The organism is Pseudochelatococcus lubricantis, assembly GCF_011762225.1.
GTDB lineage: Bacteria > Pseudomonadota > Alphaproteobacteria > Rhizobiales > Beijerinckiaceae > Pseudochelatococcus > Pseudochelatococcus lubricantis.
Genome location: NZ_JAASQI010000001.1, coordinates 212,500 through 225,671, shown reverse-complemented (window position 1 = coordinate 225,671; position 13,172 = coordinate 212,500). Strand labels below are relative to the sequence as shown.

General features: G+C 67.5%; 12 protein-coding genes. 10 read left to right on the top strand and 2 right to left on the bottom strand.

Features of this window, described 5'->3' with window-relative positions:
* The first annotated feature begins 6 nt into the window (after positions 1-6).
* The 10 genes from FHS82_RS00930 (at position 7) to FHS82_RS00885 (ending at position 9,964) form a co-directional block, all read left to right on the top strand.
* The gene (locus tag FHS82_RS00930) at positions 7-1,173 is read left to right on the top strand and encodes an acyl-CoA dehydrogenase family protein (RefSeq protein WP_166947782.1); all 1,167 of its coding nucleotides are present in this window, start codon (positions 7-9) and stop codon (positions 1,171-1,173) included.
* Positions 1,174-1,182: 9 nt separating this feature from the next.
* Positions 1,183-2,058, top strand: coding sequence for a 3-hydroxyacyl-CoA dehydrogenase family protein (locus FHS82_RS00925; RefSeq protein ID WP_166947780.1), 876 nt, complete (start codon positions 1,183-1,185; stop codon positions 2,056-2,058).
* Positions 2,059-2,062: 4 nt separating this feature from the next.
* Positions 2,063-2,728, top strand: coding sequence for a 3-hydroxyacyl-CoA dehydrogenase family protein (locus tag FHS82_RS00920; protein WP_166947778.1), 666 nt, complete (start codon positions 2,063-2,065; stop codon positions 2,726-2,728).
* Positions 2,729-2,730: 2 nt separating this feature from the next.
* The gene (locus FHS82_RS00915) at positions 2,731-3,846 is read left to right on the top strand and encodes a CaiB/BaiF CoA transferase family protein (protein WP_208394021.1); all 1,116 of its coding nucleotides are present in this window, start codon (positions 2,731-2,733) and stop codon (positions 3,844-3,846) included.
* Between the two features lie 11 nt (positions 3,847-3,857).
* A complete protein-coding gene (locus tag FHS82_RS00910) occupies positions 3,858-4,859 on the top strand; it encodes an NADPH:quinone oxidoreductase family protein (protein WP_166947776.1) in 1,002 nt (333 codons plus the stop codon).
* On the top strand, positions 4,856-6,400 hold the full coding sequence (gene paaH, locus FHS82_RS00905) for a 3-hydroxyacyl-CoA dehydrogenase PaaH (RefSeq protein ID WP_166947774.1): 1,545 nt from the start codon (positions 4,856-4,858) through the stop codon (positions 6,398-6,400). The genes FHS82_RS00910 and paaH overlap by 4 nt, the downstream gene beginning before the upstream one ends.
* A gap of 177 nt (positions 6,401-6,577) precedes the next feature.
* Entirely contained in the window at positions 6,578-7,369 is a 792-nt protein-coding gene (locus tag FHS82_RS00900) for an ABC transporter ATP-binding protein (RefSeq protein WP_166947772.1), read from the top strand.
* Positions 7,362-8,081: an ABC transporter ATP-binding protein gene (locus FHS82_RS00895; RefSeq protein ID WP_166947770.1), complete on the top strand. Its 720-nt coding sequence runs from the start codon at positions 7,362-7,364 to the stop codon at positions 8,079-8,081. The genes FHS82_RS00900 and FHS82_RS00895 overlap by 8 nt, the downstream gene beginning before the upstream one ends.
* A 12-nt stretch (positions 8,082-8,093) precedes the next feature.
* The gene (locus FHS82_RS00890) at positions 8,094-8,978 is read left to right on the top strand and encodes a branched-chain amino acid ABC transporter permease (RefSeq protein ID WP_166947768.1); all 885 of its coding nucleotides are present in this window, start codon (positions 8,094-8,096) and stop codon (positions 8,976-8,978) included.
* Positions 8,975-9,964, top strand: a complete 990-nt coding sequence (locus FHS82_RS00885) for a branched-chain amino acid ABC transporter permease (RefSeq protein WP_166947766.1) — start codon at positions 8,975-8,977, stop codon at positions 9,962-9,964. Before FHS82_RS00890 ends, FHS82_RS00885 begins: the two co-directional genes overlap by 4 nt.
* Before the next feature lie 151 nt (positions 9,965-10,115).
* Here the strand turns inward: FHS82_RS00885 and FHS82_RS00880 are convergent, their stop codons facing one another.
* Together FHS82_RS00880 and FHS82_RS00875 are read right to left on the bottom strand one after the other, a co-directional pair.
* Positions 10,116-12,089 carry an AMP-binding protein gene (locus tag FHS82_RS00880; RefSeq protein ID WP_166947764.1) on the bottom strand — a complete coding sequence of 658 codons (1,974 nt, stop codon included), beginning with the start codon at positions 12,087-12,089 and terminating at the stop codon, positions 10,116-10,118.
* Between the two features lie 80 nt (positions 12,090-12,169).
* On the bottom strand, positions 12,170-13,102 hold the full coding sequence (locus FHS82_RS00875) for a MaoC family dehydratase (RefSeq protein ID WP_166947762.1): 933 nt from the start codon (positions 13,100-13,102) through the stop codon (positions 12,170-12,172).
* Positions 13,103-13,172 lie beyond the last annotated feature (70 nt).

The following is a 13,172-nucleotide window of genomic DNA, read 5'->3' as shown; positions in this document are numbered from 1 at the left end:
CATCCCATGACTGTCATGACACGCCTCGACGGCCAGCTCGGCCTGTCCGAAGACGAGGCCATCCTTCTGGAAAGCGTGCGTCAGCTCGCCCGCGAGGAGATCGCCCCGCGCGCCGCGCATCACGATGAGACCGGGGAGTTCCCCTGGGAAAACGTCAGGAGCATCAACGCGCTTGGCCTGAACGCCATGTTCGTTCCGCAGGCCTATGGCGGCGCGGGCCTGAGCTATCTCGCCTATCTGGCCTGCGTGAAGGAAATCACGGCCGCCTGCGCGTCCACGGGCATCATCTGGGCGACGAATTTCCACGCCATGAAGCCTGTCATCGACTTCGGCTCCGAGGAACAGAAGCAGCGCTTTCTGCCAGCCGTCGCCGAGGGCGCGCTCGCGTCGCTGGTGATCACCGAGCCGGATGCCGGCTCGGATGCGACCGGCATGCGCACCAAGTTCACGCCCGACGGCGACGACATCGTCGTGGACGGCTTCAAGACCTTCATCACCAATGGCGACGTGGCCGATTTCTATGTCGTCTTCGGCAAGTGGTCGCAGACCGAGGACCCGAAAGCGGCCATCTCCTGCCTCGTGCTGGAGAAGGGTACGCCGGGCCTGAGCGTGGAGCGGCTGGAAGACAAGATGGGGCACCGCGCCTCGTCGACGGCGTCTCTCGCCTTCGACGGCTGCCGCGTGCCCGGCGCCAATCTGCTGCGGGGGCCGGGTGAGGGGCTGAAGCTGCTGCTCGCCTCGCTCAACAAGTCGCGCCCGTCCATTGGCGCGCACGCCCTCGGCATCGCCCGCGCCGCCTTCGACGAGGCGACCGCCTACATCAACGGCCGCAAGCAATCCGGCCGCAAGATCATCGAGTTTCAGGGCATCCAGTTCCTGCTCGCCGACCTCGCCAGTGAGCTTGTGCTCTGCGAGGCCTGGCTGACGCATGTCGGCCGGCTGGTGGATGCCGGTGTCAACGATATCGGCATCGAGGCTTCCATCCTGAAAATGCGCGCGAGCGATCTCGCGATGCGGATGGCCACTGAGGCGGTCCAGCTCCACGGCGGCTATGGCTACGTCAAGGAGTACCGGGTCGAGCGGCTGATGCGCGACGCCAAGATCACGCAGATCTGGGAAGGCACGAACCAGATCCATCGCCAGCTCATTGGCCGCAGCTTCATTGAACGGTGAGAAAGACAGATGAGCGAACAGATCACAATCGGAGTCGCCGGCTCCGGCACCATGGGGACGGGAATAGCGATCGTCGCGGCGCGCGGCGGCTTCCCCATCATTATCTACGACGTCGATTCCGCGCGCGTCGAGGCGTCAATCGGGCAGATGAGTGCCTTCTTCGCCAAGTCGGTGCAGCGCGGCAAGCTCACGCGGGAACAGGTGGACGAAATCATGGGCCGGGTGTCCGGCACGAGCGATATCGCCGCCATGGCCCCTTGCGGCCTGGTCATTGAGGCCATCTTCGAGGAACTGGAGGTGAAGGGCAGGCTCTTCTCCGATCTCGACAAGGTATGCGGACCGCAGGCGCTGTTCGCCTCCAACACCTCCACCCTCTCGATCACCGAGATAGCCGCGCGGTCCGGGCGCGACGACCGCTTCGTCGGCATGCATTTCTGCCTGCCGGCCCAGCTGATGAAGCTGGTGGAGATGTCGCCCGGGATCAATACGTCGGATGAAAGCTTCGCGCGGGCGTGGCAGATCTGCGAGCAGATGGGCCAGCGGCCCGTGAAGACGCAGGACGCGCCCGGCTTCATCCTCAATTACTTCCTCGTCCCTTTCAACAACGACGCCATCCGGCTCGTCGAGGAGGGCGTGGCGGAGCCGGCGGAGATCGACAAGGCCATCAAGGGCGCGCTGGGCTACGCCATGGGGCCGATGGAGCTGCTTGATCTCATCGGACTCGATACGCAGGTACTGCTGTGCGAGGCGCTGCACGGGGTGACCCATGAGCCGCGCGCGGCCTGCCCGCCGCTGCTGCGCCGCATGGTCGCCGCCCGCCGCCTCGGCCGCAAGACGAGGCGCGGCTTCCTCTCCTACGAGACCGCCGCCATCTTCGGAGCCTGATCGCATGTCCAATCCCCATTCGCATTGCGTGATACTGAACGGCGAGAGCCGATCCTTTCCCGAGTCCCATCCGCTGCTCGACGCCACGGTGGCCGATGGCGACATTCTCGTCCTCGCCGGTGCAGACGCCGGCGAGAGTTTCGCCGGCCTTGCCGACACGGCACGCTACAGCGTGGTCCTGATCGAGCTTGGTAGCGAGTGCCTTGGCGTGCATACCGGCGAGAGCCGGGGCGAGGAAGGCAGCAACGTGCTCGGCTTCGCCCGCTTCCGCCTCGGGGATGCGAAGCCGTCCGATCTGGTGGAGATCGTGCGCCAGCCGCAGACCGCGCAGACGGCCGTGGAGGCCGCGCGGGCGCTGTTCGAGGCGCATGGGCTGAAAACGGCTGTCTGCGGCGATTTTCCGGGCCGCATCGTCGACCGGCTGGTGCGGCCCTACTACAACGCCGCCCTCAACCGGCTCGACGCGAAGCTGGCCACGGCCGCCGATATGGACCTGACGCTGAAGCTGGGCCTCGGCTATCCGGAGGGCCCCGTCGAGCTTCTGGAACGTACAGGGCTTGCCGCCCATCACGACACGACGAAGGTGCTTCACGATGCGCTCGGCGACCCGGCATATGCCCCGGCCCGCCGCGCGCAGGTGGCCAAAGCCCGCCAGCTCAAAGGGAGGTGATCATGCGTCCACTGGAAGGTCTTCTCGTTCTCGATTTCTCTACCCTGCTGCCCGGCCCGCTGGCCAGCCTCGTCCTGGCCGAGGCGGGTGCGCGCGTTGTGAAGATCGAGCGCCCTGGACGGGGCGACGAAATGCGCAGCTACGAGCCCAAGCTGGGCGAGGACAGCGTGAATTTCGCGATGCTCAACCGGGGCAAGCAGTCCATCGCCATCGATCTGAAGGCTGCGGGTGCGGTGGACGAACTGGTCCCGCTCATCCGCCGCGCGGACGTGCTGATCGAGCAGTTCCGCCCCGGTGTCATGGAGCGGCTCGGCCTCGGCTACGACACCGTGCGCCATCTGAACTCGAAGCTGGTTTACTGCTCCATCACCGGCTGGGGCCAGAACGGGCCGAAGGCGCAAACCGCGGCCCATGATCTGAACTACGTCGCCGAGACCGGCATGCTCGGGCTCACGGCCGGCGCGGACGGCGCGCCGGTTTTGCCGCCGGTGCTGGCGGCGGACATCGCCGGCGGCGCGCTGCCGGGCGTCGTGAACATCTTGCTGGCCCTGCGCCAGCGCGACATCACCGGGTTCGGCAGCTACCTCGACATCGCCATGGGCGACAACCTGTTCACGTTCCTCTACTGGGGGCTGGGGGCGGGCTTCGCCGGCGCGGGCTGGCCGCGTCCTAGCGCCGACCTGGTGACGGGCGGGTCGCCCCGCTACCAGATCTATCGCACGGCCGATGGCCGCTATCTGGCCGCCGCGCCCATCGAGGACAAGTTCTGGGAGAACTTTACCCGCATCATCGGGCTGCCGGACGTCCTGCGCGGCGCTGGCGCGCCGGCCGCCCAGGTGCGGGCGGCGGTGGCCGAGCGCATCGCGGGCAAGACGGCGGCCGAATGGCAGGCCCTTATGGCCGGGCGGGACGTATGCTGCTCCATCGTGGCGACGCTGGAAGAGGCGGTCGCCGATCCGCACGTGGCCGCCCGCCGCCTGTTCGACCACACGCTGATGGCAGGAGGCAGGGAGCTGCCGGCGGTGCCGGTGCCGATCGCCCCCGTTTTCCGTGCCGCACCCACGCGCGGCGCTGCCCCGGGGCTGGGCGAGACCACCGATCCCCTCCTGTCCATCTGAAAGGATTCGATATGCGCAGTTACCGCGTCTGGGAGCACGGCGCTCCCTCTTCAATGCAGGTCGATCTCCTCCCCGACCTCGTCCCCGCGCCTCGGGAAATGATCGTGGACGTGAAGGCGGTCGGGATCAACTTTCCCGATACGCTGGTGGTCTCCGGCAAGTACCAGGTCCTGCCGCCGCGCCCGTTCACGCCCGGCAAGGACCTCGCCGGGGTCGTGCGCGCCGTGGGAGCGGGGGTCGAGGGCTTCTCGTCGGGCGACCGCATCATGGCGCAGGTGGAACACGGCGCTTTCGCCGAGCAGGCGAGCGTCCCTCCCTCCCAGGCATTCCTGTTGCCGGACGGCCTGTCCTTCGAGGCCGCGGCCGCCATGGGCCTCGTGTACCAGACCGCCTATTTCGCGCTGGTTGAGCGCGGCCAGTACAAGCGCGGCGAGACCGTGCTGGTGGGCGGCGCCGCGGGCGGCGTGGGCCTTGCGGCGGTGCAGATCGCCAAGGGACTGGGCGCGCGGGTGCTGGCCGGCGTGCGCTCGGCCGCGGAAGAGGCGGTCGTGCGCGAGGCCGGCGCGGATGCGGTCATCGATCTGTCCGTCGCGGATCTGCGCGACAACCTGCGGGCGCAGGTTCACGCGGCCACCGACGGCCATGGCGCCGACGTGGTGCTCGACCCGCTCGGCGCGGATTTCTTCGCGGCCGCCTTGCGGGCTGCGGCCTGGTGCGGGCGCCTCGTGGTGATCGGTTTCGCTGCGGGAGATATCCCGACAGTTAAGGTCAACTATCTGCTTGTCAAGAACATCTCGGTGAGCGGCCTCCAGTGGAGCGACTATCGGGACCGCACGCCCGAACTGGTGCTGAAGGTGCAGCAGGAGCTGTTCGATCTCTGGCGCGCCGGGGCAGTGAGGCCGCGCATCATGCGCGTGTTCCCGTTCGAGGAACTGCCCGAGGCGCTGGAACTCGTCGCGCAGGGCAAGGTCCAGGGCAAGGCCGTGGTCTCCATCGGCGGGGGCGCGGCATGACGGCGCTGCCACGTTCCGCGCCTGTCGCCGTCGTCGGGGCGGGGGCCATGGGCGCCGGCATCGCGCAGGTGGCGGCGCAGGCGGGCCACCCCGTGACGCTGTTCGACGCCGCCCCCGGTGCGGCCGGGAAAGCACGGGAAGGCATCCTCGCCAATGTCGCGCGGCAGGTGGAGAAGGGCCGCTTGCCCGAGGGCGCGCGTGAGGATGTCGCCGCCCGCCTGGAGGTCGCGCCGGCGCTCGAAGCGCTGGGCGGCGCGGCGCTCGTGGTGGAGGCCATCGTCGAGAGGCTGGAGGTGAAGCGCCAGCTTTTCGCCGGGCTGGAGGAGATCGTCGCGCCGGATGCCATTCTCGCATCCAACACCTCCTCTCTCTCCATCACCGCCATTGCAGCCGGGCTGAAGCATCCGGAGCGTGTGGCAGGGCTGCACTTCTTCAATCCCGCGCCCGTGATGGCGCTGGTCGAGGTGGTCGCCGGCCTCGCCTCCGACCGCCGGGTGCTCGACACGCTCAGCGAAACGGCGCGGGAATGGGGCAAGCAGCCCGTGCTGGCGAAGTCCACTCCGGGTTTCATCGTCAACCGCGTCGCGCGTCCATTCTACGCGGAAGGCCTGCGGCTGCTGGAGGAGGGCGCCGCCGACGCGGCCACGATCGACGCCGTCGTCCGGGAGGCGGGGGGCTTCCGCATGGGGCCGTTCGAGCTGATGGATCTCATCGGCCATGACGTGAATTTCGCCGTCACCCGGTCCGTGTTCGAGGCCTATTTCCATGATCCGCGCTACCGCCCGTCCCTGACGCAGCAGGAGCTGGTGGCCGCAGGATGGTATGGACGCAAGTCCGGCCGAGGCTTCTACGATCATGCGCCCGGCGCCGTCCGCCCCGTGCCGGCGACGCTGCCGGCGTATCCGGCGCCGCGGGCCGCGGCGGTGGAGGGCGACCTCGGCCCGGCCAAGCCACTGGTGGCGCTCATGGAGCGGGCGGGCATCGCCGTCTCTCGCCGCGCGGGGGCGGGCGTTATCCGGCTGGATGGCGCCAGCCTCGCGCTGAGCGACGGGCGCACGGCCACCGCGCGGGCCGCTGGCGGGGAGCTTGAAGACCTCGTGCTGTTCGACCTCGCGCTGGACTACGGCACCGCCTCGCGGATCGCCGTCGCGGCTGCCTGCCAGGCGCGGCCGGAGGCGCTGACACAGGCGGCGGGGTTGTTCCAGGCGCTGGGGAAGGCGGTCTCGGCGGTGCGCGACGTGCCCGGCCTCATCGTGGCGCGCACCGTGGCCATGCTGGCCAACGAGGCCGGCGAGGCCGTGCTGACGGGGGTGGCGACGCCGGCCGATATCGATCGCGCGATGACCTTCGGCGTGAACTATCCGCGTGGCCCCTTGGCTTGGGGGCAGGACGTGGGGCCGGCCCGCATCCTCCGCATTCTGGAGAACCTGCAGGCGACCTATGGCGAGGATCGCTACCGTCCGTCGGCGCTGCTGCGCCACCGCGTGGCGGCCGGGCAGAGCCTGCACACCGGGATGGAGGCGGAGGCCCTCAGCCTCTGAGGCGGGCTTGTACGCGAGGCGGAGGGCCGGGCGATCGTCGCCGCGCATATGGCGGGCGCGGATCGGCTTGAAGAGACGTGGGCGTCACACTCCCGGCACCATAGCGCCTCGGCGCGGGGGATAGCGACAACCAAAAGGCGGAAATGACCCGCAAACAATAAATCCAGGGAGGATCACATGCAACAGCATGCGCCGCGCCCATCCGGGCCCACCGGGGACGGCGACAACATCATCGAGACCCGGGGCCTCACCAAGGAATTTCTCGGATTCGTCGCCGTCCGGGATGTCAATCTGAAGGTAAAGCGCCATACGATCCATGCCCTGATCGGTCCGAACGGAGCGGGGAAGACGACCGTTTTCAACCTGCTCACCAAGTTCCTGAGACCCACGTCCGGCTCGATCCATTTCAATGGCGTCGACGTCACGCGGACCGCGCCCGCCGACATGGCGGGCCAGGGCATGGTGCGATCGTTCCAGATCTCGTCCGTTTTCTCGCACCTCACGGTGCTGGAAAACGTGCGTGTCGCGCTGCAGCGGCCGCTGGGTATATCGTTCCATTTCTGGAAGCCGCGCAGGACGCTGCATCCCCTGCACGAGCGGGCGGACGAGCTGATCGAGTGGGTCGGGCTGACGCCCTACCGCGACGTCAACGCCGGCGAGCTTTCCTACGGGCGCAAGCGCGCGCTGGAGTTTGCGACGACCCTGGCGCTAGAACCGGAAATGCTCCTGCTGGACGAGCCGATGGCCGGGCTCGGGCACGAGGACATCCACCGCATTTCCTCGCTCATCAAGCGCGTGGCGGCCAACCGCACGGTGCTGATGGTGGAGCACAATCTCTCCGTCGTGGCGGACCTGTCGGACACCATCACCGTGCTCACCCGCGGCAGCGTGCTGGCGGAGGGAGACTACGCCGCCGTGTCGACGAACCCCTCCGTGCGCGAGGCCTATATCGGAGGCGTCCATGCTTGATGTCTCGAAACCCGTCCGGCTCAAGGTCGAGGGCCTCAACGCCTATTACGGCGAAAGCCACGTGCTGCACGGCATGAACATCGAGGTGGGGCGCGGAGAACTCGTCACGCTTCTCGGCCATAACGGCGCGGGCAAGACATCGACGCTGCGCGCCATCATGGGCCTCATCCGGCGCAACGGCTCCATCCGCTTCGACGGTGACGAACTGGCGCGCATGCCCGCCAACCGCATCGCGCGGCGCGGGATCGGCTACGTGCCCGAGGAGCGCGGCATCTTTGCCAGTCTCGACACGACCGAGAACCTGCTGCTGCCGCCCGTCGTCAAGGACGGCGGCATGAGCATCGCGGAAATCCACACGCTGTTTCCCAATCTGAAAGAGCGGGCCCGCAGCCCCGGAACCAAGCTCTCGGGCGGTGAACAGCAGATGCTGGCCATGGCGCGCATCCTGCGCACGGGGGCCGATTTCCTGCTGCTGGACGAAGTCACGGAAGGTCTCGCACCGGTCATCATCGAGCAGATCGGTGTGGTGATACGCCTGCTGAAGGAGCGGGGCTTCACCATTCTGCTGGTCGAACAGAATTTTCCCTTCGCCGCGACAGTCGCCGACCGCCACTACGTTGTGGAAAGCGGCCGGGTGGTGGACATGGTGCCCAATACGGCCCTGTCCAACCCGGACGAGGTGTCGCGCCTCCACTCGTACCTCGGCATCTAGGAGGCGGTTCTCATGGAAATACTCGGTATCTCCTCCCAGGCCCTGTTCGGCCAGGTACTCATCGGGTTCATCAACGGCGCGTTCTATGCCATGCTGAGCCTTGGCCTCGCCGTCATCTTCGGGCTGCTCAACATCGTCAACTTCGCCCATGGCGCGCAATACATGCTGGGTGCCTTCGTCACCTGGATGCTGCTGAACTATCTGGGCATCAACTACTGGCTGGCGCTCGTTCTCGCGCCGGTCTGCGTCGGGCTGTTCGGCGCGATGCTCGAACGGACCATGCTCCAGCGGATCTACAAGCTGGATCACATATACGGCCTGCTGCTCACCTTCGGCGTCGCCCTGTTGCTGGAGGGCGGCTTCCGGCAGCAGTTCGGCGTCTCCGGCATGCCCTATGCGATCCCCCGGGAGCTGCAGGGCGGGCAGAATCTGGGCTTCATGTTCCTGCCCAACTACCGCGCGTGGGTGATCGTGGCCTCCGTCGTTGTGTGCGCCTCGACTTGGTTCCTCATAGAGAAGACGCGCCTTGGCTCCTATCTGCGCGCCGCCACCGAGAATCCCAAGCTCGTGCAGGCGTTTGGTGTGAACGTTCCGATGATGATCACGCTCACCTACGCCTTCGGCGCGGGCCTCTCGGCGCTTGCGGGCGTGATGGCGGCGCCGATCTATCAGGTCAGCCCGGTCATGGGCTCGAACATCATCATCGTCGTCTTCGCGGTGGTGGTCATCGGCGGCATGGGCTCGATCTCCGGCGCCATCGTTTCCGGCTTCGCACTGGGGCTCATCGAGGGCCTTACCAAGGTGTTCTATCCAGAGGCCTCCAGTACCGTCATCTTCGTCGTCATGGCCATCGTCCTGCTCGTCAAGCCAGCAGGCCTGTTCGGGAGGACAGCATGAGCTTCGTTGTTTCAGAACGGAAAGCCGCCCCGAACCTCGGTTCCACGTCCTTGCGCGTCCTGGCGGTGGTGGCGGCCGGCGTGTTGCTTGCGGCCGCGCCTTTCTTCGTCTATCCGATCTTTCTGATGAAGGCGCTATGCTTCGCGTTGTTCGCCTGCGCTTTCAACCTGCTGCTCGGATACGGCGGGTTGCTGTCCTTCGGGCATGCAGCCTACTTTGGGGCCGCCGCCTACGTCTGCGGCTATGCCGCCAAGACGCTCGGCCTCACGCCCGAACTGAGCATTCTCGCTGGCACGGCGGCTTCCGCCCTGCTCGGCGTCGGCTTCGGCTGGCTGGCGATCCGCCGTCAGGGCATCTATTTCTCGATGATCACCCTGGCGCTGGCCCAGATGGTCTTCTTCTTCTGCGTGCAGGCGCCCTTCACCGGCGGCGAGGACGGCATGCAGGCCATTCCGCGCGGTTATCTGTTCGGCATCATCGACCTGAACAACACGCTGGCCATGTACGTTTTCGTCGTCGCCGTGTTCCTCATCGGCTTCGGCATCATCTGGCGGACCGTGGATTCGCCCTTCGGGGAAGTGCTACGGGCGATCCGGGATAATGAGCCGCGCGCGATCTCGCTGGGATACAAGGCCAACCGCTACAAGCTGCTGGCCTTCGTCCTCTCGGCAGCTCTCGCGGGCCTCGCGGGTTCCACGAAGGCGCTCGTGTTCCAGCTGGCCTCGCTTACGGATGTGCATTGGGCCATGTCGGGTGAGGTGGTGCTCATGACGCTGATCGGCGGCATGGGGACCATCTTCGGCCCCGTCGTCGGCGCGGTGATCGTGGTGGCGATGCAGAACTATCTCGCCCATCTGGGATCGTGGGTCATGATGATCCAGGGCGCGACCTTCATTGCCTGCGTGCTGCTGTTTCGGGCCGGGATCGTGGGCACGATCATCCATTATCTCCGCGCGCGACGGGGTGGATCATCCGGCCAGGCCTGAAAAGATCCGGCCTGAAAAGAAAGGAAGAGGCGCGGTGCGCCTCTTCCAGGTTACTGCCTTCGGGAGATGCGTGGCAGATTCGGTGACGGACGTCAGCCGCGCCTGCCCCAACCGGAGCAGGCATCGACCGCCCGGGCCGGATTGCCCGGGCTTACGTTTCAGGTCGCGCGGTTGCGAGCTCGTCCACGGTCTCGGGATTGATGAGGGCGGTGACGTCGCCCGGCGGTTGCCCCGTCAGCACGGCGCGGATGACGCGGCGCATCACCTTGAGGTTGCGGGTGCGGGGCAGGTCGGTGACGAAGATCATGCGCTGCGGCTTGAACGGCCCTCCGAGCCCCGAGGTCACGGCCCGGGAGAGCAGGGCGGCGAGTTCCTCGTCCGCCACCACGCCTTCCGCCGGCACCACGGCGCACACCACGGCCGAACCCTTCACCGGATCCGGCACGCCCACGGCGGCGGCGTCCGTCACCTTGCCGGTGGAGAGCAGCAGCGCCTCGATCTCGGCCGGCCCGGTGCGCTTTCCCGCCAGCTTGATGGTGTCGTCCGAACGCCCGTGGATGAACCAGTAGCCGTCTCCGTCGCGCGACGCCCAGTCGCCGTGGGTCCACACGCCCTCGTGGCGGCTCCAGTAATTCTCGATATAACGTTCCTGATCCCGCCAAAGGCCGCGTGTGGTGCCGATGCAGGGCGCGCGCATGACGAGCTCGCCCACCTCGCCCGCCGGTGCGCTGGCGCCATCCTCCAGCGCGATGTCGGCGCCGGTACCCGGAATGGGGCCGAAAAAGCTTGTCGGCTTGATCGGGTAGAGGATGTTGGTGGCGAGAATGCCGCCCATCTCCGTGCCGCCCACGTTGTTCATCAGCGGCCCACGCCCCTTGAGAACGTGCTCCATCATCCACGCCCACGAGGCAAGGTCCCAGGGCTCCCCGGTCGACGCGATGGCGCGCAGGGTGGACAGGTCGTAGGCCTGCGCCTCCGCCGCTCCGTGCGATTTCATCAGCCGGGCGATAGTGGGGCTGATGCCGAGGAGTGTCAGCTTGTGGTCCTGCACCATTCGCCACAGCCGTCCGGGCTGCGGATAGTCAGGCCCGCCTTCGGCCAGCAGCAGCGTCGCGCCCGCCATGAGCGTGGCGACGATCTGGATGGGCCCCACGAGCCAGCCCATGTCGCTCATCCAGAGCCAGCGGTCCGCGGGTTTCAGGTCGAAGGCGAGCAGATAGTCCTCGCCGGTCTTTACCGCGAAGCCGCAATGCGTGTGCACCGTGCCTTTCGGCTTGCCGGTCGTGCCCGAGGTGTAGATGACCATCATCGGGTGCTCGGCATCGACGATAACCGGCGCTGCCGCCCCGCCCGGAACGGCCACTTCGTCCCACCACCTGTCGCGCCCGGCCAGCATCGGGGCGGTGCCGCCCGCCGGGAGGACCACGACGCGCCGGACCGTGGGCACGTCCGCGAGGGCGGCGTCGAGCGCGCTCTTCATGGCGACGGCCCTGCCCCTGCGCACGGTGGCCTCGGCGGCGATGACCGCCACCGCATCCGCATCCGACATGCGCGAGGCCAGCGCCGCGGCGCCGAAACCGGAGAACAGCGGCAGCACGACGCCGCCGGCACGCACGATGGCCAGGAAGGCGACCACCGCCTCGGGAACCATGGGCATGAACAGGCCGACCACGTCGCCCGGCCGGATGCCGTCACGCACCAGACCCAGCGCCAGCGCGTCCCCCTGCCGCGCCAGCTCGGCATAGGTGAGGCTGCGGGTAGCGCCGTCCTCCGCTTCGTAAAGCAGAGCCGGGTGCCCGCCGCGCCCGGCGGCGAGATGGCGGTCGAGCAATGTCTCCGTCACGTTCATGCGCCCGCCGACGCACCAGCGCGCATGTGCTATGCCGCCAGAGAGATCGCGCACGGCCGTGAACGGCGTCTCGAAACGCACGTCGAGAAAGGCGATCAGCTTTTCCCAGAACCAGTCCGGCTCCGTGGCTACCCTGGCTTCGAGCGCCGGATAGTCCGGCAGACCGGCATAGGCAAGGAAGCGGGTCCAGTTGGCCTCGCGCCTGTGGGCCTCGGTTGGATGCCATGTCGCCCGGGCCACGATATCCGCATCCTCGTTCGCGTCTGTATGGTGCATGGGTCTTCCCGCATGTTGTCGGGCGGATGACCGGCGGTGCCGCCCCCGCCCGATCTGAGTTATTAATTTTGAGCGAATTCTTATCGATCAGGTTCTTCCATCCGACAGGTTCTTCCATCCGATCGGAATGCGCTCGGGCTCGGGTGAAATTCCACGTCGCCGTCGTCGAGGACGAGCCGGTCTTCGCGGGCGACGAAGGCCCGGAAGCGGCCCTGTCCCGGCGCCGAGTGCCACATGTCGACGCGCAACGTGTCGCCGGGCAGGACAGGGGCGGTGAAGCGCACCCGCATGGCTTTCAATCGCGCCGGCTCATCCCCGCAGAAGAAGCGCAGCGCTGCGCGCCCGGCCATGCCGAAGGTGGACAAACCGTGCAGGATGGGCCGTTCGAACCCGGCCGCCCGTGCGGTTGCGGGGTCCACGTGCAGCGCGTTGTCGTCGCCGGACAAGCGATAGATGAGCGGGGCCTGCGGCGAGACGGGCAGAAGAAGGCTCCCGTCCGGCTCGTCTTCAGGAAAAGGCCGGGTAACGATCCGGGGAGGTGGCGGACCGCCAAACCCGCCTTCCCCCCGGCACAGCTCGGTGAGGCGCACGGTGGCAACCGGGGCGCCGGTCATCCCGTCCACGATGTCGCGCCGCGTATGCAGCAGCGCACCACGGCCGACGCCGTCCTTCACGCCGCGGTCATGAATTTCCTCGATCCGGGTACGTCCGATCACCGTGCCGGACGTGGCGAGCGGACGATGCAGGACGATTTCCTGATCGATGTGCAGCACCGTCTTCCAGTCCAGCCCGGTATCGGGCTCCTGCAGCCAGAAACCCGGATAGCCGAGCACCGCCGCCATGGTGGGCAGCGCCTTCAGCTCCCGCTCCCACGTGAAGGCCAGCGCGCCTCCGTCCTGCGGATCCATCCCCGCGCCGACGCCGAGCGCGTAGAGGATGCAATCCGTGGGTCCGTAGGTGTGGGCGATGTCCGGGAAGGGGCGCTGCTTCAGGGCAGCGTAGTTGATCGCCATGTGTCGCGCTCGCTGCTGTTCGAGAGGGCCGCCACGCGGCCGCAAGGCTGACGTCCTTCGTCCTTTTGGC